General features: G+C 70.6%; 23 protein-coding genes and 1 tRNA gene. 15 read left to right on the plus strand and 9 right to left on the minus strand.

Annotated features, from left to right (window positions below; genetic code table 11):
* The 3 genes from JLI01S_RS03435 to JLI01S_RS03445 form a co-directional block, all read right to left on the minus strand.
* The gene (locus JLI01S_RS03435; RefSeq protein ID WP_068259951.1) at positions 1-492 is read right to left on the minus strand and encodes an FHA domain-containing protein FhaB/FipA; all 492 of its coding nucleotides are present in this window, start codon (positions 490-492) and stop codon (positions 1-3) included.
* A 26-nt stretch (positions 493-518) separates the two neighbouring features.
* Positions 519-1,439 (minus strand): FHA domain-containing protein, encoded by a 921-nt coding sequence (locus tag JLI01S_RS03440; RefSeq protein ID WP_068259953.1) that lies wholly within the window; start codon positions 1,437-1,439, stop codon positions 519-521.
* Between the two features lie 147 nt (positions 1,440-1,586).
* Positions 1,587-2,084 (minus strand): DUF4188 domain-containing protein, encoded by a 498-nt coding sequence (locus JLI01S_RS03445; protein ID WP_068259955.1) that lies wholly within the window; start codon positions 2,082-2,084, stop codon positions 1,587-1,589.
* Between the two features lie 342 nt (positions 2,085-2,426).
* Here JLI01S_RS03445 and JLI01S_RS17430 point away from each other — a divergent pair, with 342 nt between their 5' ends.
* From JLI01S_RS17430 to JLI01S_RS03460, 4 genes are all read left to right on the plus strand, one after another.
* Positions 2,427-2,582, plus strand: coding sequence for a hypothetical protein (locus JLI01S_RS17430; protein WP_245634514.1), 156 nt, complete (start codon positions 2,427-2,429; stop codon positions 2,580-2,582).
* Positions 2,583-2,662: 80 nt separating this feature from the next.
* Positions 2,663-2,745: transfer RNA gene (locus JLI01S_RS03450), tRNA-Leu, on the plus strand.
* A gap of 78 nt (positions 2,746-2,823) precedes the next feature.
* Complete coding sequence (locus tag JLI01S_RS03455; RefSeq protein WP_068260128.1) at positions 2,824-3,711, plus strand: crotonase/enoyl-CoA hydratase family protein; 888 nt, start codon at positions 2,824-2,826, stop codon at positions 3,709-3,711.
* Between the two features lie 52 nt (positions 3,712-3,763).
* On the plus strand, positions 3,764-4,684 hold the full coding sequence (locus JLI01S_RS03460; protein WP_068259965.1) for an acyltransferase: 921 nt from the start codon (positions 3,764-3,766) through the stop codon (positions 4,682-4,684).
* Positions 4,685-4,959: 275 nt separating this feature from the next.
* On the opposite strand, the gene JLI01S_RS03465 is transcribed toward JLI01S_RS03460, so the two are convergent.
* Complete coding sequence (locus JLI01S_RS03465) at positions 4,960-5,508, minus strand: NYN domain-containing protein (RefSeq protein ID WP_055989593.1); 549 nt, start codon at positions 5,506-5,508, stop codon at positions 4,960-4,962.
* A 27-nt stretch (positions 5,509-5,535) separates the two neighbouring features.
* Positions 5,536-5,826, minus strand: a complete 291-nt coding sequence (locus JLI01S_RS03470) for a YrhK family protein (protein WP_068260133.1) — start codon at positions 5,824-5,826, stop codon at positions 5,536-5,538.
* 79 nt (positions 5,827-5,905) lie between these two features.
* Between JLI01S_RS03470 and JLI01S_RS17620 the strand changes: the two genes are divergently transcribed.
* On the plus strand, positions 5,906-6,037 hold the full coding sequence (locus tag JLI01S_RS17620; RefSeq protein ID WP_281177448.1) for a DUF8730 family Cys-rich protein: 132 nt from the start codon (positions 5,906-5,908) through the stop codon (positions 6,035-6,037).
* Here the strand turns inward: JLI01S_RS17620 and JLI01S_RS03475 are convergent, their stop codons facing one another.
* Positions 6,038-6,610, minus strand: a complete 573-nt coding sequence (locus JLI01S_RS03475) for a TetR/AcrR family transcriptional regulator (protein WP_068259968.1) — start codon at positions 6,608-6,610, stop codon at positions 6,038-6,040. It lies immediately after the preceding gene.
* A 108-nt stretch (positions 6,611-6,718) separates the two neighbouring features.
* Between JLI01S_RS03475 and JLI01S_RS03480 the strand changes: the two genes are divergently transcribed.
* The 4 genes from JLI01S_RS03480 to JLI01S_RS03495 all read left to right on the plus strand — a co-directional run bounded on the left by JLI01S_RS03480 (position 6,719) and on the right by JLI01S_RS03495 (position 12,266).
* Complete coding sequence (locus tag JLI01S_RS03480) at positions 6,719-7,939, plus strand: acetyl-CoA C-acetyltransferase (RefSeq protein WP_068259971.1); 1,221 nt, start codon at positions 6,719-6,721, stop codon at positions 7,937-7,939.
* Between the two features lie 25 nt (positions 7,940-7,964).
* Positions 7,965-10,139, plus strand: a complete 2,175-nt coding sequence (locus JLI01S_RS03485; RefSeq protein WP_068259975.1) for a 3-hydroxyacyl-CoA dehydrogenase NAD-binding domain-containing protein — start codon at positions 7,965-7,967, stop codon at positions 10,137-10,139.
* 5 nt (positions 10,140-10,144) lie between these two features.
* Positions 10,145-11,032 carry a CoA transferase gene (locus JLI01S_RS03490; RefSeq protein WP_157074807.1) on the plus strand — a complete coding sequence of 296 codons (888 nt, stop codon included), beginning with the start codon at positions 10,145-10,147 and terminating at the stop codon, positions 11,030-11,032.
* 70 nt (positions 11,033-11,102) lie between these two features.
* Positions 11,103-12,266, plus strand: coding sequence for an acyl-CoA dehydrogenase family protein (locus JLI01S_RS03495; RefSeq protein ID WP_068259978.1), 1,164 nt, complete (start codon positions 11,103-11,105; stop codon positions 12,264-12,266).
* A 51-nt stretch (positions 12,267-12,317) separates the two neighbouring features.
* Here the strand turns inward: JLI01S_RS03495 and JLI01S_RS03500 are convergent, their stop codons facing one another.
* A complete protein-coding gene (locus tag JLI01S_RS03500; RefSeq protein WP_068259981.1) occupies positions 12,318-13,598 on the minus strand; it encodes an MFS transporter in 1,281 nt (426 codons plus the stop codon).
* Entirely contained in the window at positions 13,591-14,175 is a 585-nt protein-coding gene (locus JLI01S_RS03505) for an ArsR/SmtB family transcription factor (RefSeq protein WP_084349175.1), read from the minus strand. The genes JLI01S_RS03500 and JLI01S_RS03505 overlap by 8 nt, the downstream gene beginning before the upstream one ends.
* 114 nt (positions 14,176-14,289) lie before the next feature.
* Between JLI01S_RS03505 and JLI01S_RS03510 the strand changes: the two genes are divergently transcribed.
* The 6 genes from JLI01S_RS03510 to JLI01S_RS03535 all read left to right on the plus strand — a co-directional run bounded on the left by JLI01S_RS03510 (position 14,290) and on the right by JLI01S_RS03535 (position 22,066).
* Positions 14,290-15,555, plus strand: a complete 1,266-nt coding sequence (locus JLI01S_RS03510; RefSeq protein ID WP_068259987.1) for an endonuclease/exonuclease/phosphatase family protein — start codon at positions 14,290-14,292, stop codon at positions 15,553-15,555.
* 78 nt (positions 15,556-15,633) lie between these two features.
* A complete protein-coding gene (locus JLI01S_RS03515; protein WP_068259990.1) occupies positions 15,634-18,228 on the plus strand; it encodes a circularly permuted type 2 ATP-grasp protein in 2,595 nt (864 codons plus the stop codon).
* Positions 18,225-19,232 (plus strand): transglutaminase family protein, encoded by a 1,008-nt coding sequence (locus JLI01S_RS03520; protein WP_068259993.1) that lies wholly within the window; start codon positions 18,225-18,227, stop codon positions 19,230-19,232. The genes JLI01S_RS03515 and JLI01S_RS03520 overlap by 4 nt, the downstream gene beginning before the upstream one ends.
* 10 nt (positions 19,233-19,242) lie before the next feature.
* Complete coding sequence (locus JLI01S_RS03525) at positions 19,243-20,067, plus strand: patatin-like phospholipase family protein (protein ID WP_218005451.1); 825 nt, start codon at positions 19,243-19,245, stop codon at positions 20,065-20,067.
* Entirely contained in the window at positions 20,064-21,092 is a 1,029-nt protein-coding gene (locus JLI01S_RS03530) for a 1-acyl-sn-glycerol-3-phosphate acyltransferase (protein WP_084349176.1), read from the plus strand. The genes JLI01S_RS03525 and JLI01S_RS03530 overlap by 4 nt, the downstream gene beginning before the upstream one ends.
* Complete coding sequence (locus JLI01S_RS03535; RefSeq protein WP_068260003.1) at positions 21,089-22,066, plus strand: alpha/beta hydrolase; 978 nt, start codon at positions 21,089-21,091, stop codon at positions 22,064-22,066. Before JLI01S_RS03530 ends, JLI01S_RS03535 begins: the two co-directional genes overlap by 4 nt.
* 133 nt (positions 22,067-22,199) lie before the next feature.
* Here JLI01S_RS03535 and pheA read toward each other — a convergent pair whose 3' ends face one another.
* Complete coding sequence (pheA, locus tag JLI01S_RS03540; protein ID WP_068260005.1) at positions 22,200-23,132, minus strand: prephenate dehydratase; 933 nt, start codon at positions 23,130-23,132, stop codon at positions 22,200-22,202.
* Between the last annotated feature and the right edge of the window lie 12 nt (positions 23,133-23,144).

Consider the following 23,144-nt stretch of genomic DNA (forward strand, 5'->3'; position numbering starts at 1 on the left):
TCAGTTCCTCAGCTCGATGACGGTGCGCCCGATCCGGATGGCGGTCCCGGTCTCGACGGGCACGGGGTCGCCGACGCGGTACTGACCGACGAAGGTGCCGTTGGTGGAGCCGAGGTCCTCGACGTACCAGCCGTCCTCGGCCCGCAGGATGCGTGCGTGTCGCCCGGAGGCGAACTCGTCGTCGAGGACGAGGGTGCACTCCGGGTTGCGGCCGATGAGGACCCCGGAGTCACGAAGGGGGAGGGAGGTGCCGGTCAGCGGGCCGGTGGTCAGCACGATCTGGGTGGGCACGCGTGGGTTGCGCTGCGGCCGGGGCGTGGTCGCCTCGGGAGCCGATGCGGCGCGGTTGGCCTTCTTGGGGGCGGCGGGACGTCGGTTGACCACCCGGGTGCCGAAGAGGTCGGTGCGCAGCACGGAGGCGATCGACATGACGAAGACCCACAGGAGCACGAGCAGGCCAAGGCGCAGCACGGTGACCGTCAGCTCGCTCAACTCAGGTGCTCCTGTCTGTGGACCGGTCAGCGCCGGCCGGCGTGGAAGATGGCGTGGGTGCGGCCCACGGTGATGCGGTCGCCGTCCTCGAGCGGCACCGCGTCGGTGGGCTCGCCGTTGACGAAGGTGCCATTGGTCGAACGCAGATCACGCAGGTGGGTCACCAGGCGCGGGCCGTCGTGGGTGACCCGGACCTCGCAGTGCCGGCGGGAGATGCCGGGGTCGTCGAGCACGACATCCGCGCTCTCGTCGCGGCCCAGCACGGTCATCGCGGCCATGAGCGGGTAGCGCTCGCCGTCGACCTCGAGCCACGGGCGGTCGTGGACCGAGACGGGTGCGGAGGCAGCGCGCGGCGGCTCCGGACGGTGGACTGCCGTGGGCATGTCGACGGCCGGCTCAGGGGCAGGTGCCGGGGCCGGGGTCCGGGTCGGTGGTGGGCGCGGGACGGTCCGCTCGGGGGCGGCCATCGGCTCCGCGTCGTCCTCGGACAGCTCCCAGCCACCGGAGTACTCGTCGTAGTCGTCGTAGTCGTCGCTGCGCTGCTCGTCGGCGTCGGTACGGACCTGGTCGACCCGCTGGCGGGCGGTGGCCGGGCGTACCCGGAAGACGCCGGTCTCGAGCTCCTCGTCCTCGTGGAAGAGGACCTGGAGGGGACCACCGGGCTGGTAGCGCTGCGACTCGGCGTGCTCCTGGGCGGCGGCGATGAGCTCGTCCTCGAGCTCTTCGTCGAACTCGGTGAGCCGCTCGAAGTCGCTCGGGGCCAGCTCCACGGTGAAGAGGTTGGGCACGATCGTGCGGCCACGGCCGAGCATCGTGGCGCGGTCGTCCATGGCCCGGCGCAGCGCGGACGCGAGCTCGAGGGGCTGGACCTCGGCGCGGAAGGCGCGGGCGAAGACACCGTTGACGGTGCGCTCGAGCTTGCGCTCCATACGTTCGAAGAGGCTCACGCGTCCTCCCTTCGGGCAGCGGTCATCACGGACATGGGTCCGGCGATCCTAACCGCGCACTCTGGGCGCTCGCTGCAACCGCGCCGGGAGGGGACGCAGTCATCGTGCTGCCGTCATCCGCAGGGTGCCCCGGGACGCGAAGGGAGATCAGCTCGTCGTGGAGCTCAGCCGCTCCCGGGCTCCGCGACCTCGCCGGGTCGCCTCGATCGTGCCCGTCGCCTGGCCCAGGCCGATGACCGCGCCGTTGCCGTAGAGCGTCTCGATGCCACTGGCGGGCACGGCAAAGGTCTCGTGCCAGATGCCGACCGCGCCGGGGTGCGTGCGGGCGACGGCGTTGAAGCGCTTCCATGCCGGCAGGTGTCGGGCGTCGGCCGAGCTGGCATATCGGTAGAGGTGCTCGGTGCTGCGCCAGTACTGCACGACCCACGGGCCGCGTCGCCCCATGAGGGTCCACCCGCCGAGGAAGCCGAGGTCCTCCGCCTCGCCGCGCTCCGCGGCGGCGCGGTTGCGACCGAGCTCGGCGAGCATGGCCGGCATCGCGGTGAAGACCGGCCCCCACAGGTCGGGGCGGTGAGGCTTGTGGACCGTCATGCCGATGTTGAAGACGACGACGTCGCCCTCGTGCGCGTGGGTGAGCTGGTGCATGGCGGTGTCCTTCGACGTGGCTTCGACGTGGATAGTGACGCTCTCCAGTATTGGGGGGATCTGTACTACCTGCGCGAAGGCCTGCTGCCGCCGGGCGAGCCGCTGACCCACCCAGCGCCGCCTATGGCGACGAGCACGTCGTGCGAGTCCGGCTGATCCGTGCGCTGACGAGCGTCGGCGGTCTGTCGGTCGCGACGACGCGCCGGGTGCTCGACGTCATCGCGCAGCCCGGCACCGGCCGGGTCGACGTCCTCGGTGCGGCACAGCGGGCCTTGCTCGGGGAGGAGTTCGTCGCCGACCCACCGTGCGTCGACGGCTCCGGAGACGGCCTATGCCCAGGGGGTGCTCCAGATCGCGCGCGCCCATGTCGAGTCCGTGCCGCAGGACGCGGCCGGCGCGGTGCGCCAGGTGGTCCTCGGGACCGTCCTCGTCGACCCGGTGCTGGCCCCCCTTCGCCGCCTTGCTCAGCAGCACCTCACCGTGAGCGAAGGGGGCTGACCGCTCGCTTTGGGAATCCGGCAGGTCATGGGGCACAATGAGACGGCTCGTGCGTCGGAAGGCGTGCAAGCACCACTTTTGCGCGAGTGGCGGAACGGCAGACGCGCTGGCTTCAGGTGCCAGTGTCCGAAAGGGCGTGGGGGTTCAAATCCCCCCTCGCGCACACATACCGAAGGGCGTCCCACCAGCTGGTGGGACGCCCTTCGTCGTGGTCGCCCGGGTCGTGCGGCAGAGTCGGACCATGACGTACACGACGATCAGCCACGAGATCGAGGACGGGATCCTCACCGTCACCCTCGACCGACCGGACCAGCTCAACTCCTTCACGCCCACGATGGCCGACGAGCTCGAGCGGACCTTCCGTGAGGTCAACGACGACGACAGCGTGCGAGCGGTCATCGTCACCGGGGCGGGGCGGGCTTTTTGCGCCGGCATGGACTTGACCAAGGACGGCAATGTCTTCGGTCTCGACGAGACCCTGGACCCGTCGCTCGCGGACATGGACCGGCTGGAGGACCCGGCGCTCACCGCCGGGGTGCGCGACACCGGCGGTCGGGTCACCTTGGCGATCCACGACTGCCGCAAGCCGGTCATCGCGGCGATCAACGGCGCTGCGGTCGGCATCGGCGCGACCATGACCCTCGCGATGGACGCGCGGCTCGTCTCGTCCAAGGCGCGCGTCGGTCTCGTCTTCGGCCGCATCGGCATCGTGCCGGAGGCCGCGTCGTCGTGGTTCCTCCCACGCATCGTCGGCCTGCCGGCCGCGCTCGACCTGGTGCTCTCCGCCGACATCCTCGACGCGGACGCGGCGGTCGCCGCCGGACTGGCCACGGGACCGCACGAGCCCGAGGAGCTCCTCACGGCAGCCCGGGCGCTCGCCGACCGCTGGACGAAGGGGAGGTCCCCCGTCGCGGTGGCGCTCGCCCGCCAGATGCTGCGACGCAATGCCGCGCAGGACCACCCTGTCGAGGCGCACCGGATCGACTCCCTCGCGATGTGGCACACGAGCGTCGGCGATGGCAAGGAGGGCGTGGCCGCCTTCCTCGAGAAGCGGGACGCGCAGTTCACCGGGCGCGCCTCGCAGATGCCGGACTTCTACGATGAGTGGGTGGAGTCGCACGGCGGGTGAGAGCCTGCCCGGCCGCCGTGTCCCCCGTCCCCTGAAGAGAGCAAGGCCACGCATGAGCACAGAGGTCATCAGGTCCTACGACGACGTCGCGCAGGTCCGGGACAACGTCGTCCACCTGCGGGAGACGGAGGGCTCGACCTTCCAGTCCAGCTCGATCGCCTTCTTCGGCACCGGCAACGTGCTCTACGTCGAGGACGGCGCCAAGCTGAAGAACTGCACCCTGCGCTTCCGGGGCAACGACTCGGTCATCCACATCCGAGCCTCCAGCCGGACGACCCAGCTCAAGGTCACCACGTACAACGAGTCGGTCCTCTACCTCGGGCCGGGCGCGTCCTTCACCAGCCCTGCGCGAGCACTGCCGAGCGAGCGCACCCACGTCATCATCGGCTCGGACGCGATGTTCTCCCATCAGGTGACCTTCCGCACCGCGGACCCGCACCTCGTCTACTCCGCCACCACTCACAAGCGGGTGAACCCGAGCCGCTCCATCTGGGTGGGGGACCACGTGTGGCTGGGCCAGGAGGCCTTGATCCTCAAGGGCGCGCACATCGGTTCCGGCTCCATCCTCGGGGCCCGGTCCGTGCTGACCAAGGACGTCCCGTCCAACGCATCAGCGGCAGGCTCGCCGGCGAGGGTGGTCGGCTCCGACATCTTCTGGACGCGACCGTCGGTGCACACCTACACGCGCGCGCAGACCCTCAAGAGCCAGAAGCACAAGGGCGACGAGTTCATCTACGGCACGGGACCGGGCGTGCTCGACCCCGAGACGCTGGAGGCCGAGCTCGACGCCGCCACCAGCGGCGAGGAGCGCGCCGAGTGGTGCCACCGGCTGGATGCCCTGACCGCCCGCGAGCGCTTCTACCGGGATGCGTCGGGCCCCCCTGCGGGCGCAGCGGCTTCCCCCAGCACAGCGGCAGATCCCCGGCGAGGGGCGCGACGTCGGGCGCTGATCCGCTCGCTCGGTCTGCGATGACACTGCTCGTGACGACCACGACCGGGTGGGGTGTCACGGTCGACCTGCCGTGACGCCCCGGTGACCAGCCAACGCAGCCCGGCGATCGCAGAGGGCGGAGTCGGCGTCCGCGCTTGCCCGACGTTACCTGCGGGTACGACGTGCACCTGGTGATGGGCGCCGATCAAGAACCCCGGAAAATCAATACTCTGCTGGAGCGCGCCACAGGAGCATGTCGTCGTACCCGCGCGTAACCTCTGCGGTCCTGCCGCTCCGGTGCGCCGGAGCGGCGCGGATCAGATGAACTCGAGCGGGTCGAAGTCGTCGATCTCGATGACCCGGACGCGCGGCAGGCGACTCTTGAAGGCGGAGACGTCGTACTCGAGGTCGAAGAACTCCACGCCCGGGACCTGCTTGAGCCCCGTCGCCATGAACTCGCTGAAGCCGACGATGCCGACGCGGCGGTCGTCGTCCTGCGCCAGCGCCTCCATCTGGGGGGTGAAGTCGTTGTCGTGGCTGACGAGCATGACGTCGGCATCGCGCTCGATGAGCGCCTCCGCCGTGCGCTGGATCGCGATGTCGACGACCTTGCCCTCGCCGCGCAGCGGGACGGGCCGGTAGCCCATCGCGAGCAGGGCCTGGACGAAGGACGCGGGCAGCTCACCGGCGACGGCGAGGAAGAACAGTCCCTTGACCGGCTGGCCCCAGGCCGCCTCGGTGTAGTCCAGCAGCGTGTTCCACCGCGGCCGCTCCTGCGGCTCGGGGCGACGTCCGAGGACCGAGACCCCCAGGGTGGCGTCGATGTTTTCCCCGTCAACCAGGAGGTAGGTGCTGCGCTCGGTCATGCCCCGACCTTACTGCGAGGCGGCCGCTCAGAAGTCGCGAGCCGTCTCGCCCGCCGAGGCCGGGGCCACCCGCCCGAGATGGACACGACGGGCCAGGCGGATCGTCGGTCGCGCGACGAAGAGCACGGAGCCGAGCACGAAGAGCCATGTGGCGACAAACATCGTCGACTCCCGGAAGAAGAGGATGCTGCCGACGAGGAAGAGGAGCCCGGCCAGGAAGTCGTTGGCGATCGAGAGCGTCTCGTAGATCCCCCTGACGCGCAGCTCCTCCCGACCGATCGTCAGGGTGAGGTCACGGGCTTCATTGTCGTGTGCCATGCCCACCATCATGGGTGCGCCTCGCCGACCCATAGGCTGGTCCCTCCAGAGAGACGAAGGGGAGTGGGCGCGTATGTGCATGCCGGTCCGGTGCCAGCAGTGCGGCAAGACGACGTGGAGCGGCTGCGGTGAGCACGTGGCCGAGGTCCGGGCCCAAGTGCCCGCCGACCAGTGGTGCCAGTGCGCGGAGAATGCCGACCCCAAGGCCTGATCAACGCAGGGTGATGTGGACCTGCGGCTCGGGGCCCTCCGCACCGGAGAGCGCCCACATGCGGCCCAGCGCCGGTTGCAGCAGCCAAGCGCCGAGCTGCCGCACGAGAACCGTCACGGCCTGCTCCGTGACGGATATCTGGTTGCCCCCGATGCCGTGATCGCGCAGTTGCTGGGTCTGACGGACCTGCTCGACGAGGACCTCCCTCACCAGCCGCGTATCACCCGCCCCGGGGGTGACGACGACCCGGCGCAGGTAGTCGACGACGTGCGGGTTGCGCACGAACATCCGGTGGATCGCCCTGTCGCGCGCCGTGACGATCTCGGCCACGGCGCCTTCGAGGGGTATGGCGTCCAGCGTCTCCCGGAAAAGGCCGACGACCCAGTCCTCGACCGCCTCCTGCAGGCCGTCCTTGCTCCCGAAGTAGTGGCCGACCAGACCCGGGGCGACGCCCGCGGACCGGGCGACCTCGCGCAGGCTGGTCGCGGCCACCCCGTGCTCGGCGAAGAGAGCCAGTGCGGCAGTGCGGATCCGCTCGCGGGTGTCGCCCGCTGCGGTGGCCCGTGAACTCATGCCGATCTCCCTGCGGTGTGATGGTGAACTCTTTGCACACCATTGCACAGGTGTTCAACGGATGCGTAGGGTGACTGGAAACCATCGTTTCACCGAAGGAGCCGGTCCATGCCCGAGCAGCCCCAGGCCGTCATCTATGACGCCGTCCGCACTCCCCGTGGGAAGGGGAAGTCCTCGGGCTCCCTCCACGAGGTCAAGCCGATCGACCTGACCGTCGGTCTCCTGAACGCCGTGCGCGAGCGCAACCCCGGCCTCGACGCCGCCCAGATCGATGACCTCGTCATGGGCATCGTCTCCCCGGTCGGCGACCAGGGCGCGGTCCTCCCGCGCATCGCCGCGCTCAAGGCCGGCTACCCCGAGCCCGTCGCCGGCGTGCAGCTCAACCGCTTCTGCGGCTCCGGCCTCGAGGCCATCAACCAGGTCGCGGCCCGCGTCCGCTCCGGCTTCGAGGACCTCTTCCTCGCCGGTGGCGTCGAGTCGATGTCCCGCGTGCCGATGGCCAGCGACGGCGGCGCCTGGGCGATGGACCCGGCCACCGCGCTCGCGACCGACTTCGTCCCCCAGGGCATCGGTGCCGACCTCATCGCCACCCTCGAGGGCATCGACCGCGCCGAGGTCGACCGTTTCGCCGCCCAGTCGCACGCGCGCGCTGCCGCCGCGTGGGACAACGGCTACTTCGACAAGTCCGTCATCCCCGTCAAGGACGCCAGCGGCATCACCATCCTCGCCCGTGACGAGACGATCCGTCCCGGCACGAGCGTCGACTCGCTCGGTGGCCTCAAGCCCTCCTTCGCCGCGATCGGTGAGCAGGGTGGCTTCGACTCCGTGGCGCTGGAGAAGTACCACTCGGTCGACGCGATCAACCACGTCCACCACGCCGGCAACTCCTCCGGCATCGTCGACGGTGCATCGCTGATGCTCATCGGCAACGACAAGACCGGTCAGGAGATGGGCCTGACTCCCCGGGCCCGCATCGTCTCCACCGCCGTCGTCGGCTCCGAGCCGACGATCATGCTCACCGGCCCGGCCCCGGCCTGCCGCAAGGCGCTGGACCGCGTCGGCATGACCGCCAAGGACATCGACCTGGTCGAGATCAACGAGGCCTTCGCTGCGGTCGCCCTGAAGCTCATGCGCGACATGGGCTGGAGCGAGGACCAGACCAATGTCAACGGCGGCGCAATCGCGATGGGTCACCCCTTGGGTGCCACCGGCGCCATGATCCTCGGCACCCTCGTCGACGAGCTCGAGCGCCGGGACCTCGAGCGCGGCATCGCCACCCTCTGCATCGGCGGTGGCATGGGCATCGCCACCATCGTCGAGCGCGTCTGAACCAGCGGATAGGAACCCAAGAACCATGAGCGAGAACATGATCCGTTATGAGCGCGACGACGAGGGCATCGTCACCCTGACGATGGACGACCCCGACGCGGGCGCCAACACGATGAACGCCACCTACAAGGCCGCGATGGGCGAGACCATCGACCGGCTCGAGGCAGAGCGCGACGACATCACCGGTGTCGTGCTGACCTCCGCGAAGAACACCTTCTTCGCCGGCGGCAACCTCACAGACCTGCAGAGCACCACCCCTGAGACCGCCGGTGAGTTCTTCACCGAGATCGAGGGCATCAAGTCGCAGCTGCGTCGCCTGGAGCAGCTCGGCAAGCCGGTCGTCGCCGCCATCAACGGCGCCGCACTCGGTGGCGGTCTGGAGATCGCGCTCGCGACCCACCACCGCATCGCCGTGGACGACCCCAAGATCAAGCTCGGCCTGCCCGAGGTCTCCCTCGGACTGCTGCCCGGTGGCGGTGGGGTCACGCGCCTCGTCCGGATGCTCGGCATCCAGGAGGCCCTCATGGGCTGGCTCCTGCAGGGTCAGCAGCGCACCCCCGCGGCCGCGCTGGACAAGGGCGTCATCGACCAGCTCGTCGCCACCCGCGAGGAGCTCGTTCCCGCCGCCAAGCAGTGGATCCGTGAGCACAAGGACGACGAGACCGCGGCCGTGAAGCCCTGGGACGTCAAGGGCTACAGGATCCCTGGCGGAACCCCGAGCGTGCCGAAGTTCGCCGCCAACCTCCCGGCCTTCCCGGCCAACCTGCGCAAGACCCTCAAGGGCGCCCCGACCAAGTCGCCCCGAGCGATCATGTCGGCCGCGGTCGAGGGCTCGCAGGTCGACTTCGACACCGCCAGCCGCATCGAGTCGCGCTACATCACCGAGCTCGCCGCGGGTCGTGAGTCGACGGCCATGATCCAGGCCTTCTTCTTCGACATGCAGGCGATCAGCAGCGGCAAGCTGCGCCCCGCCGGGGTCGATAAGACCAAGGTCGCCAGGATCGGCGTCATCGGCGCCGGCATGATGGGAGCGGGCATCGCCTACTCCGCCGCCATGTCCGGCATCGAGGTCATCCTCAAGGACGTCACGGCCGAGGGTGCGGCCAAGGGCAAGAGCTACTCCGAGAAGCTCCTGGCCAAGGCCGTCCAGCGCGGCAAGATGGACCAGGCCAAGGCTGACGCGGTCCTGGCTCGCATCACGCCGAGCATCGACGTGGCCGACCTGGCCGGCGTCGACGCTGTCATCGAGGCCGTCTTCGAGGACTACGACCTCAAGAAGCAGGTCTTCGCCGAGATCGAGGCCGTCGTCGGTCCGGAGACGCTGCTGTGCTCCAACACCTCGACCCTGCCGATCACCTCGCTCCAGGGCTTCTCCAGCCGCCCCAAGGACTTCATCGGTCTGCACTTCTTCTCCCCCGTGGACAAGATGCAGCTCGTCGAGATCATCCGGGGTGAGCAGACCTCCGACGAGGCGGCCGCCCGGGCGATCGACATCGTCCAGCAGATCCGCAAGATCCCGATCGTCGTCGGCGACGGCCGTGGCTTCTACACCAGCCGCGTCTTCGGCACGTTGATCCTCGAGGGCGCGACCGCGCTCGCCGAGGGCATCGACCCGCAGTTCGTCGAGCGCGCCGCGACCCAGGCCGGCTTCCCGGCCCCGCCGTTGGCGATGCTCGACGAGGTCTCGCTGACCCTGACGCAGCACATTCGCGCGGAGGCCGACAAGGCTGCCGCTGCGGAGGGCAAGACCCTGCCCAAGGGTCCGGGTGAGGAGCTCATCGACACGATGGTCGCGGAGGGCCGCAAGGGTCGCGCCGCCGGCGCGGGCATGTACGACTACCCGGCCGACGGCCCCAAGGTCCTGTGGCCCGAGTTGCGCGAGCGCTGGGGCAAGGGCACCGAGATCCCCTTCGAGGACCTGCAGGACCGCTACCTCTTCATCATGGCCTTGGAGACGGCCGGCTGCTTCGAGGACGGTGTCCTCACGGACGCCGTGTCGGCCAACATCGGCGGCATCTTCGGGATCGGCTTCCCGCCGCACACCGGTGGTCCGGCGACCTTCATGACCAACTACGAAGGGGGCCTGGCCGGCTTCGTCGCCCGGGCCGACGAGCTCGCCGACACCTACGGCGAGCGCTTCCGCCCGTCCGAGTGGCTGCGCGGTCGCGTCGCCTCCGGCACCCTGGCCGACGAGGCCTGATCGACGTGGACGCTCCGCTCACCGGCGTTCGGGTCCTGTCGATCGCCATCAACCTGCCCGGGCCGGCCGCCGTCGCGCGGCTGGCCCGGCAGGGGGCGGACGTCGTCACCGTCCTGCCTCCGTCGGGTGACCCGATGGAGCAGTTCGCCACGGCGTACTACGACGAGCTGCACGTCGGGCAAGAGGTGCGGCGGGTCGACCTGAAGTCGCAGGCCGGCCGCGCCGAGGTCGACGAGCTGCTGGCCACCGCCGACGTCTTCGTCACCTCCTCTCGCCCGTCGGCGCTTGTGCGCCTGGGGCTGGACTTCGAGTCCGTGCACGCGCGGCACCCGCAGGTCTGCCAGGTCGACATCGTCGGCTACCCGGGCGGCCGGGCGGAGACCGCCGGGCACGACCTCACCTACCAGGCCGGGACCGGACTGCTGGGCGAAGGGAGCATGCCCACGACCCTCGTGGTGGACCTCGCCGGGTCCGAGCGGGCGGCTGCCGAGGCGTCGGCCGCGCTCGTCGCTCGTGCCCGCCTGGGCAAGGGCGTCCGTCGCGAGGTGCCCCTGTCCGACCTCGCCGACACGATGTCGCGTCCGCTGGCCCACGGCCTGACCTCGCCGGGCTCCCTGCTCGGTGGCGGCCTCCCGGTCTACGGCATCTACGACACCGCCGACGGCAAGATCGCGCTCGCGGCGCTCGAGCCGCACTTCACGACGTCGCTGCTCACCGCCCTTCGTCTCCAGCCGCAGGACTGCACCCGTGAGCGCCTCGCCGAGGTCTTCGCCGAGCGCACCGCAGCCGACTGGCAGACCTGGGCGGACGAGCACGACATCCCGCTCACCGCAGTCCGCTCACCGGGTCTCGAGGCTTCGTCGCAGAGCTCCTCGCACCTCGACCAACGGTGATCGAGGTGTGAGGCCGTCTGCGGCCGAGCCTCGAGATCCCCGGACCGACGCAACCCGAAGGAAGGCAACGATGCCCGAGATCCTGATGCCCCAGCCCTATGTCTCACCGTGGATGCAGGACGAGGTGGCCGATGTCGCCAAGCTCGCCCGCACGTTCTTCGCGCGAGAGGTGGTCCCCCACCTGGAGCGCTTCGCCGAGCAGCACCAGGTCGACAAGGAGACCTGGTTGGCCGCGGGTGCCGCGGGTCTGCTGTGCATCTCCATCCCTGAGGAGTACGGCGGCGGCGGGGGCACCTTCGCGCACGAGGCGGCTGTCATGTGGGAGCAGGGGCGCGCCGGTGACGACGCGCTCGGGTACTCCGTGCACTCCTCGATCGTCGCGCACTACATCCTGGGCTACGGCACCGAGGAGCAGAAGCAGAAGTGGCTGCCCAAGATGGCTTCCGGCGAGCTCGTCGGCGCCATCGCGATGACCGAGCCCGGCACGGGATCGGACCTGCAAAACATCAAGACCACGGCCAAGCGCGACGGTGACGACTACGTCATCAACGGCTCCAAGACGTTCATCACCAACTCCTCGCACGCAGGCCTCGTCGTCGTCGTGGCGCGCACGGGCGGAGAAGGAGCCCAGGGCATCTCGCTCGTCGTGGCCGAGGTCGACGGGCTGGACGGCTTCGAGCGGGGGCGGGTGCTGCACAAGATCGGCCAGCACGGTCAGGACACCCGCGAGCTCTCCTTCACCGACATGCGGGTGCCGACGGCCAACCTGCTCGGCGAGGAGGAGGGGCAGGGCTTCTACCAGCTCATGCTGCAGCTGCCGCAGGAGCGCCTGGCGATCGCCGTGGGTGCGGTCGGCTCCGCGGACCTCGCCGTCGAGCTCGCGACGGCCTACACCAAGGAGCGCACCGCCTTCGGCAAGCCGATCTCGGCCTTCCAGAACACGCGCTTCACCCTCGCCGAGGTGAGCACCGATGTGCTCGCGGCGCGCACCTTCCTCGACTACTGCATCGCGCTGCACATCGACGGCACGCTCGACGCGGCCACCGCCTCCCGGGCCAAGTACTGGACGACCGACGTGCAGTGCGATGTCATCGACCGCTGCCTGCAGCTCTTCGGTGGCTACGGCTACATGCTCGAGTACCCCATCGCCCGCCTCTACGCCGGCGCGCGCGTGCAGAAGATCTACGGCGGGACCAACGAGATCATGAAGGAACTCATCTCCCGCACGCTCTGAGCGGCGCGATGAGCCCACTCTGCTGACGGGCGTCGAGGTACCAGGGACCGGCTATCCGGACGGTGGTACCTCGACGCGTCCCGGGCGGGAACGCTCGGCGCGCAGGGCCGGCACGAGGCACCAGATGCCACCCAGTCCGAAGACGCCCGCTGCCGCCATCGCGACCGGGGTCGATGTCGTCTGGGCCAGCAGGCCGGCCAAGGGCATCGTCAACGCGGTGAAGCCGAAGGCAGCCATCGAGGCCAGCGAGAGCACGGTCGAGCGGTTGGCGGCGTGCGCCTCGCGGTGCAGGAGCGCGCTGTACGCCGGGCCCTGCATGCCGTGGCCGGTGTAGGTGAGCAGGTGGGCGATGACGAGGCCGATCGGGCCGACGGCGAGCGCCAGTCCGATGGTCAGCACGCTGTGGACCACGCGACCGAGGATCGCGGCGCGGGCCACGCCCCACCGCGTGGACGCCTTGCCGCAGAGCCACGCACCGACGGCGAAGACGGCCCAGGCTCCCGCGGCCAGCGGCCCCATGATGACGCCCGCTCGCTCCTCGCTGCCGAGCAGCTCGGCCATGCGCACCGGCGTGAGGGACTCGCTGGCGATCATCGCGGTGCTCCAGAAGCACTCGAGCAGCACGAGTCCGCGCAGCACCGGGTTGTCGCGCAGGAGCCGCAGGCCGGACCCGATGACCCCGGGGGTGGCACGGGCGGAGTCCGCGGCTCGCGCCCACCCCGTCGAGTCGAGGTGGGTCGTCGGCTCACGCATGAGCACGACGACGGCGATCAGATGCACGACCGACAGCCCGAGGCAGATGACGACCGGCAGCCACAGCGCCGAGTGCGACGCGACGGGATGCCACGCCACGAGCCCACCGGAGACGAGCGCGCCTCCTGCGATGGCCAGACCGAGGATCGAGGTCGAGCGGGAGAGGTCCTGGTCGACGTCTGCGCCGGGGTGGCTGGCGTGGACCGTGTCGACGTACCAGGCCTCCAAGGGGCCGGAGTCCAGCGCACGGAAGACCCCCATGAGCACCGACGCGAGGACGAAGGCGACGAAGGATTGGGCCAGCAGGAGCGCGATCATCGACGCGACATTGGCGACTGCGGCCGTGATGAGCACCGGACGGCGCCCCAGCGCGTCGGCGAAGCCGGAGGTCGGCAGCTCCAGGGCCAGGACAGCAATCCCCATCACCGCGGACGCGGTGAGCGCCTGGGCCAGGGTGAGCCCGCGCTCGAGCTGCCACAGGGTGAAGAGGCCGACGACGAAGCCGATCGGCAGCCACCGGGTCGCGGTCAGGGTGAGGAAGACGCGCCGGGCTGCGGCCGGGGAGAGTGCCTCACTCATCCCAAGCGGCCTCGTCCTCGGTGGGGAAGCTCGAGACGATGACCGCGTAGCGGCGCTGCCCCTCCTCGAGCGCCCCGGGGGTCGGCGGGTGCTCCTCGAGGACGTCCCAGACGAGCCGCTCGAAACGCGACTGGATGGCCGCCGCCTGCTCCGCCGTCACCGGCACCTGCAGGTCGCTGGTCGAGGTCAGCGGACGCCACTCGTCGCTGTCGCCTCCACGCCGGGCCGCAGCCGCCTGCATCCGGCTCGCCGAGTGGGTCACGGCCAGCTGGTGGAAGGCGTCGGTGGCGTCCCTCCCTTCGTCCGTGGTGACGTCCTCGTCGCGGACGGAGGTCATCAGGCTGGCCGCCCGCCACCACCGCTCCCGCTTGTTGCCCAGCTCGGGCGCCTCCTCGACGAAGCCGTGGTCGGCCAGCTGGCGCAGGTGGTAGCTCGTCGCGCCCGAGTTGAGACCGAGGCGACGGGCCACCTGGCTGGCGGTCGCCGGGCCGAGGGTGCGCAGCAGGCCGAGGATGCGCAGGCGCACCGGGTGGGAGAGGGCCTTAAGCTGCGTGACATCGGGCACGGCGGTATCCATGCCCACCAGACTAGATCGCAAAGAGATGTTTGCAAAGATGTCTTTGCGCTCGTCACCTTCGTGTTCGCCCACACGACAGGCACTGTTCGCCGAGACGGCTTAGCGTGAGGTCTCATGAGGACCTTCCGCGCCCGCAGGTACGCGGGCCTGGCCGGTGTCGCCGCACTGACCCTGACCACAGCCGCGCTTCCCGCGACGGCACATGACCGTGACCCCGGTCGCGGAGACGACCACCGCCACGACCGGGGTGACCACCGGCATGACTCGACGGTCCGGTTCGCGACCTTCAACGCCTCGCTCAACCGGGCCGAGGAGGGGGAGCTCGAGCGGGACCTCACCGCGGGCGACGACGAGCAGGCGCGCAATGTCGCGGAGACGATCCAGCGGGCCGACCCCGATGTGGTCCTCGTCAACGAGTTCGACTACTCCCGCAAGGCTGCTCGGCTCTTCCACGACAACTACCTGGCCGTCGGCCAGCGCGGCGCCGACCCGGTGGAGTACCCGTACCACTACATCGCCCCGAGCAACACGGGCGTGCCGAGCGGGCACGACCTCAACAACGACGGGACCGTCGGTGGTGGCGACGACGCGTACGGCTTCGGGCTCTTCCCCGGGCAGTACGGCATGGTCGTCTACAGCAAGTACCCGATCGACACCCGCAGGGTGCGCACCTTCCAGCAGCTGAAGTGGCAGGCGATGCCGGGCAACCGCATCCCCACCGACTTCTACTCGCCCGCCGAGCAGGCCGACCTGCGGCTGAGCTCCAAGAGCCACTGGGACCTGCCGATCGAGATCGGCCACAAGACCGTCCACTTCCTCACCAGCCACCCGACGCCGCCCACCTTCGACGGACCCGAGGACCGCAACGGGCGGCGCAACGCCGACGAGATCCGCTTCTGGGCCGACTACGTGAGCGGCGGCCGGCAGGCGCGCTGGATCCGGGACGACGAAGGGGGTCGAGGTGGCCTCTCGCAGGGCACCAGCTTCGTGATCGCGGGCGACCAGAACGCCGACCCCCACGACGGCGACAGCACCGACAACGCCATCCACCAGCTCCTCGACCACCCGCGGGTCAACACCTCCACGACCCCGACGAGCCAGGGTGCGGTCGAGGCCAGCGAGCAGCAGGGCGGCATCAACGCCGAGCATGTCGGAAACCCGGCTCAGGACACGGCCGACTTCGCCGAGCCGCCGGGCAACATCCGCGCTGACTACGTCCTGCCGAGCCGCGACCTGCCGATCCGCGATTCCCGGGTCTTCTGGCCCACCAGCCAGGACCCGCTGTCCCGCCTCACCGGCGCCTACCCCTTCCCGACGAGCGACCACCGGATGGTCTGGGTCGACACCGAGGTCGGCGGGGGACACGGACAGCGGGACTGACCCTCCCTTCGAGCGTGACGTGGCGAAGGGGGTGACGGGCGTTGCGGTGCGGGGTGCCGAGCGCGTTAGTGTCGCAACATGTCCTCCGTGGCCCTCGGTGACCATCACCCGACCCTGCTCGATGACTACCGCGAGGTGGTCACCAGCAGCGAGGGGGTCGACGAGCTCGTCACCCTCGACGGGATCCGCGAGGCCTCCCAGCCCTTGGCCGACCAGATCGGCTCGGCCGGCCTGCCCGCCCTGCTGGCTGCGCGCTCGGCCACCAGACGCTTCGTCGCCGATGACGGCATCACCTATGGCGCCGGTGTCTCCCCGGAGGACAGCGAGGCCCCCGAGGGGCGCCAGATCCCGACCGAGCCGCGCGAGTGGGAGCTCGACCCCCTTCCCCTGACCTTCGGTCCCACGGAGTGGAGCCGTCTCGAGCAGGGGGTGCGGCAGCGGGCCGTCCTCCTCGACGCCGTCCTCAGCGACCTCGGCGGCGAGCAGCGGCTCGTGCGCTCGGGGATCCTGCCCGGCGCTGCCGTCTACGGGCACGACGGCTGGCTGCCCCAGGCCGACGGCATCCGGTTGCCCGGCCCCCGACAGCTCGTCATGCCGGCGATGGACCTCGCCCGTGACCGCACCGGTACGTGGCGGGTCTTCGCGGACCGGACCCAGGCACCCAGCGGCGCCGGGTTCGCGATGGCCAACCGCCGGATCATCGCCCGTGTCCTGCCCAACCTGCACCGCCAGGTCGACCTGGCTCGACTGCGCGGGTTCTTCTTCCAGATGCACAAGGCTCTCGTGGCCGCGGCCCCGCAGACCGGGGACATGCCGCGCATCGTCATCCTCACCCCTGGCGCCCTGAGCGACACCGCCTTCGACGAGGCCCTCCAGTCGACCGTCCTGGGGGTGCCGGTGGTCGAGTCCGAGGACCTGGTCAGCCGCGACGGCCGGATCTGGATGCGCACCACGAGCGGACTCTCCCCGGTCGACGTGATCATGCGTCGTGTCGAGGGCGACGCCATCGACCAGCTCGACCTGCGCGGTGACTCCCGCCTCGGGCTGCCCGGGGTCGTCGAGGCCGCGCGCCTGGGCAATGTCTCGATCGTCAACCCGATCTCCTCCGGCGTGCTGGAGAACCCCGCGCTCATCCCGTACCTGCCGCAGATCTGCCGGCAGGTCCTCGGCGAGGACCTCAGCCTCGCGTCGACGCAGACGTGGTGGGCGGGCGACCCCACCCACCTCAGCCACATCGTCACCCAGCTCGGCAGCCTCGTCGTCAAGCCGGCCTCGCGCACGGGCAACACCAACTCGGTCTACGGCTGGGAGCTCTCGGCGCAGGAGCGCGACGACCTGGCCATGCGCATCCAGGCCGAGCCGTGGCGGTGGACGGCGCAGGACCCGATGACGATGTCGAGCGCACCGGTGGTGACCGCCGGAGGGCTCGAGCCGCGCAGCGTCGTGCTGCGCACCTTCGCCGTCGCCGACGAGGACGACTACGCGGTGATGCCGGGTGGTCTGGGTCGGGTCGCCGTGCGCGCCGACTCCGGCACGGTCTCGAGCATCACCGGCGCCATGAGCAAGGACGTGTGGGTCCGCGTCGACTCCGACAGCGCCCCCGGCGAGGGAGAGTTCCAGAGCGTCCCGAGCGCGCTCGCAGGCAGCTCTCCGTCCGGGTACGCCGCGCCGGCGCCCCGCGTCGCTGCCGATCTCTACTGGATGGGTCGCTATGCCGAGCGGGCGGAGGCCGCCGCCCGACTGCTGCGGGTGGCCGACAACCTCGTCGACGACCACGCTGCGCGTCCGGGGACCACGGGCCACACGGCGATGCTCGCGATCCTCGAGGGGGTCACCGAGGTCATGTCGGTGCATCCCGGGTTCATCGGCGACGAGGGCACGGCACGGCGCGAGGACCCGCTGCCCTACCTGCGCGAGCTCACGCTCGAGCCCCGCATCGTCGGTTCGGTCGCCTACAGCACCCACCGGGCGGTCATCGCGGCGCAGTCCGTGCGCGAGACCCTCTCCGTCGACACCTGGCTCGTCATGTCCCGCCTGGAGCGGACCCTGCAGCACGCCGTCCCGCAGGACGACCTGCAGGAGCTGCTCATGGAGACCATCGAGGGCCTGCTCGCACTCGCCGGGATCGGCGTCGAGTCGCTGGTCCGCGACCCGGCGTGGGCCTTCGCCGACGCGGGCAAGCGAGTCGAGCGCGCTCAGCAGACGATCCGGCTGCTCGGCAGCGTCCTGGCGATCGAGCGCACCCCGGTCGTCGAGGGGACGACCACCGAGTCGGCGCTCCTCGCCGCCGAGTCGGTCATCACCTACCGTCGCCGCCTGACGGCCGGTCTCGGTGCCATGTCCTCCCTGCAGGCGGCGGTCGACCTGCTGCTGCGTGATGCGACCAACCCGCGATCCGTGGCCTTCCAGGTCCAGCGCCTTGCCGAGGACCTCGAGCTCATCGAGGACGAGGCCGCGCTCCCTGCGGTGCGTGAGCTCATGGAGCAGATCGCCGCGCTCGACCTCGACGAGCTCTTCGCTGACGGCCGCCGGCCGCTCGCCGCGACCCTCACGCAGCTCGGGGCCGACCTGCGCGCAGCGCACCAGTCGATCGACCGGGCGTACTTCGGCCGCAAGGAGCCGGGGCGCAGCGTCCAGTGGGTCCAGTGGAACGGCGGGGAGGAGTCCTGGTGAGCGCCACCCCCGCCCGGCCCCCGGCTCCCGAGCCGGTCGTCACCGGCGACCCGCTGGTGCCCGTGATCAAGCCGGAGCACCACACCCTTCGCCAGTACGAGGTGCGCCACCGCACGACCTACACCTACGAGGAGTACGTGACCGACTCCTTCGGTCGGGCGCTGCTGCGCCCCAGGGAGACCGATCAGCAGCGGATCATCGAGCACAGCGTCGAGATCACGCCGGAGCCGCACATCCTCACCGAGCACGTGGACCACTTCGGCAACCACTCGAGCTTCTACGAGGTGCGCACCCCGCACACGGTGCTCGACGTCCACAAGCGCAGCCTCATGGAGATCGACTGGCCGGCCCCGGACATGGACCGGCTCAACGCGTGGACGGTCGCCGAGGTGGCCGAGCTCGTCGCCGCCGGAGAGCACCTGGATCGAGCCGAAGCAGCGCAGTACCTGCTGCCCTCGCAGCTCGTCGAGATCGCTCCCGAGGTCGTCGCCTACTCCGCGGGGATCCTCCCTCCGGACCGGCCCTTCGGCGAGGGGCTCGTGGCCCTCTACTCCGACATCTACCGCGACTTCACCTATGCCAAGGGCACGACGAGCGTCAAGACGACCCTGCCGGAGCTGCTCGCGCAGCGCGAAGGCGTGTGCCAGGACTTCGCCCACCTCGCCGCCGGCTGCCTGCGGGCGGTCGGCATCCCCGGGCGCTATGTCTCGGGGTACATCGAGACGCGCCCGCCGGCCGGCGAGGTCAAGCTTGCGGGCTCGGACGCCTCGCACGCGTGGGTCGCCGCGATGACGCCGGACGGGGACTGGGTCGACGTCGACCCGACCAACAACCACTTCGCGGACTCGCGGTACATCGTCACCGGGTGGGGACGGGACTTCCGCGATGTCTCGCCGCTCAAGGGCGTGATCTTCGGCGAAGGGGGCGGCTCCAGCCTCAAGGTCGGCGTGGACGTCATCCCCCAGGACGGGTCCGACCCGCGCGCCGACACCGCGCCGCAGTAATCTGGCCCCCATGCCCATGACTGCCTTCGTCCTCGGTGGCGGCGGCGTCTTCGGAGCGACCCAGGTGGGCATGCTGCAGGCGTTGCTCGCCGCGGACATCACCCCGGACCTCGTCGTGGGGACGAGCATCGGCTCGCTCAACGGTGCCTTCGTCGCGGCCGACCCCACGGTCGAGGGCGTCGCCCGGCTCGAGGAGCTGTGGCGGGATGTCGTCCGCTCCGGCGAGATGAGCGAGAGCCCGGTGCGGCAGGCAGCCCGTTTCGTCAAGTACCGCACCCACGTCATGCGCCGCGGGTTGATCCCTGACCTCGTGGTCCGGCACCTCGGGGTGGACCTCATCGAGGACCTGCCGGTGCCCTTCCAGTGCGTCGCCGCGGAGATCGAGAGCTCCGCCTCCCGGTGGTTCACCGCCGGCGAGATCGGCCCCGCGGTGGCGGCCAGCTGTGCCGTGCCGGGTCTCTTCGCGCCCGTCGAGATCGACGGGGCGCACTACTACGACGGTGGGCTCGTGCACTCCATCCCGGTGGGGCGGGCCATCGCGCTCGGTGCCACCGACATCCACGTGCTGCAGGTCGGGCGGGTCGAGCAGCTGCTCAGCGCGCCGACCAATCCGCTCGACGTCGGGCTCGTCGCCTTCGAGATCGCGCGCCGGCACCGCTTCGTCGAGGAGATCGCCGAGGTCCCCGACTCGGTGCGGCTGCACGTGCTGCCCAGCGGCGTCGACAAGACGCCGACCGCGGCGCTGCGCGGGCAGGCGAGCGTGGCCAAGGTCGAGGACCGGGTGGCCCGGGCCTTCGAGGCGACCAGCACCTATCTCGAGGGGACCACGCGATGAGGATCAGCTCGCTCCCTTCGCTCGGAGCTCCGCCGTTGTGGCTGCGCATGGTCCTGCAGGGGCTCTACCCCCTCTTCGGGATCATCATGTCCCTGCTCTTCCTGCTGCTCGTCCCCGTCCTGCTGCTGATGTGGCCGTGGGACCGCAACCTGGCCCTGCTGCGGGTCCTCTTCCTCACCGTCTATGTCATGTGGGAGGACATCGGGCTCGTCGTCGAGTGCTGGTACCTGCGGTTGCGCTCACCGCGCGGGACGAGCCCGACCTGGGACGCGGACCACTTCGCGCTGATCCAGCAGGCGCTGCACAACGTGCTCTTCACGGCCAAGCGGGTCGTCGGCTTCCACGTCGAGATCGAGGGTGAGCTCACCGTCGGCCGCCCCGGGCATCCGCTCGTCGTGATCTCGCGTCATGCGGGACCCGCCGACTCGCTCGCGATCGCCTGGCTGCTGGCCGCGACGGCCGGGCGGGTCCCGCGGGTGATCCTCGCCGACGCGATGCTCTGGGACCCGGGTATCGCGATGGTCCTGCAGCGGGTGGGCTCCTACTTCGTCCCGTCGCGCTCCGGTGCCGGCGACGACCGGACCCAGGGGGTCGCTGATCTGGCCGCCACCCTGTTGGCCAAGGACGCGCTGCTGATCTTCCCCGAGGGGCGCAACTGGACCCGAGACCGGCACGAGGACCAGGTCCGCGACCTCAAGGCGCGCGGTGAGGCCGACCGGCTCGCGACGGCCGTCGCTCGCCCGTGGGTCCTCGAGGCGCGCTCCCGTGGGGTCGCCGCCATCCGCGAGCACGCTCCGGATGCCGATGTTCTCGTCATCGCGCACACCGGGCTCGACATGATCTCGGGTCCGGCCGCGGTGATCCGGGCCGTGCCTTTCCGCAACCGGCTGCTCATCCGCGGCCGCACCTACCGCAGCGAGGACGTGCCGACCGACCCGGACGAGGTCGCTGCCTGGCTCGAGGCCCGCTGGGGTGAGGTCAACTACTGGGTCGACAACCGGATCAGCGGTCGGGAGCACCTGTGAGGCTGCCACCCTTCCCGTCGACGGTGAGCTCGGTGGCCGTCGCTGCGGCAGCGGAGGCGGACAACACCATCCACCGGTGGCCGCTCACGCCCCGGATCACTGCCAGGCTGCGGGCGAAGGGGGCCACGCAGCGGATCGCGGGCTTCGAGGCCGACCGTGCGGCGCTGGGAGTGCGCACCGAGCGGGATGCTCGCGGGCACCTCGTCATGACCGTTCCCGGTCCGCATGACGTGGGGCCGACGGGTGAGGAGGGCGCGGAGGGCGACGACGCGTGGGTGCTGTGGATCCACGGTGGCGGCTTCTGCTGGGGCTCGGCTCGCGACGGCACGGGGCTGTGGCTGGCGGCAGGGCTCCGTCGACCGATCGTGTCGGTGGAGTACCCGCTGGCTCCCCAGGCGCGCTTCCCCGTGGCCATCGACGTCTGCCTCGACGCCTATCTCGCCGGCGTGCAGGAGCGTGGACCGCGTGTCCTGCTCGGTGGCGTCTCTGCCGGAGCGAACCTCGCCCTCGGTGTGCTGCAACGGATCCGGGAGCTGCGTGCGGCCGGTGACGGACCGGTGCTGCCGCTCGGTGTGGTGGCGTTGACTCCCTTCGGCGACCTGGCGGGGGAGGGCGACTCGTACCGGGTCAACGAGGGCCGCGACGCCTACCTGCGCTGGCGCGGCCAGCAGCAAAAGTTCGCGCTCGCCTATGCCGGTGACGCCGACCTGCGCGACCCGCTCGTCTCACCCGTGCACGCGGACTGGACCGGCGAGGCACTGCCACCGGCGTTCTTCACGACCGGGACCCGTGATCTCTTCCTGTCGGACACGGCGCAGATCCACACGGCCTGGCGGGCCGCTGGTGGCGAGGCGGACATGGTGCTGGCAGAGGGGATGTGGCACTCCTACCTCTCCGACTCCCGGCTGCCCGAGTCAGCCGCGCTCCTGGCGCGACTGCTCGACTGGTGCGAGGACATCCTGGCGCGGCCTTGATCGCTGCGGTCCGATGCCGATCCTGTCTGCTCCCTCTGCCGCTGCTCCGTACGATGAGCGGGCTCAGAGTACGGAGCACCGGCAGGGGCGCGACGCAGAGAGCGTGGCGGTACTGGCTGACGCGGGATGACGGTCAGCCGCCGAGGCGACGCAGCCGGTCCAGCCACTCCCGGGCGGCGACGAATGCCCTGTCGGTCGCGATCGGGTCGATCGTGATCTCGGCCTCGGAGGCAGCAGGGTAGGAGCCGAGGAATCGGACATCAGCGCAGATGCGGTGCAGGCTCATCAGGGCCGCACCGACCCGCTCGTCCTGCACATGCCCCTCGAGGTCGATCGAGAAGCAGTAGGAGCCCATCGAGTCCTTGGTGGGCCGCGACTCGAGCCGGGTCATGTTGATGCCACGGACCGAGAACTGCTCGAGCAGCTCGAGCAGGCCACCGGCGCGGTCGCTGCGCTGGAAGAGCACGACCGTCGTCTTGTCGCGCCCTGTCGGAGCGGGCTGCCACTCCGGTCGAGCGACGATGACGAAACGGGTCACGGCATTGGTCATGTCACCCACGTCGTGGGCCAGGACATCCAAGCCGAAGTGCTCGGCCGCGATCTGGGCGCACACCGCGATGTCGTACCCCAGGTCGTCAGGGTGCTCCGCGAGGTCCTTGGCGGCGGAAGCGGTCGACAAGGTCGGCACGTAGATCGCCTGCGGCACCTGCTTGCCGGCCCACCCGCGCACCTGCGCCCACGCGTGACTGTGGGTGCCGATCGCGTGCGCGGCGCCCAGCGTCGTCCCCGGCCGCGCGCACGCGACGAAGGTGATCGGCACCAGGACCTCACCGACGACGACGAGCGGGTCGCCCGACGCGAGGGCATCGAGGGTGGCGGAGACGCCCCCTTCGACGGAGTTCTCGATCGGGACCACCGCCGCGTCCACGTCGCCGGCCCGCAGCGCGTCGAGCGCCGCGTCCACCGAGCCCAGCGGTACCTGCTCGTGGTCGGTGTCCGCCACCCACGACAGGAGGGCCTGCTGGGTGAAGGTCCCCTCGGGGCCGAGATAGGCGTAGCGGGTCATGTCTCCTCCTGG

The organism is Janibacter limosus NBRC 16128 (assembly GCF_001570985.1).
Lineage (GTDB): Bacteria > Actinomycetota > Actinomycetes > Actinomycetales > Dermatophilaceae > Janibacter > Janibacter limosus.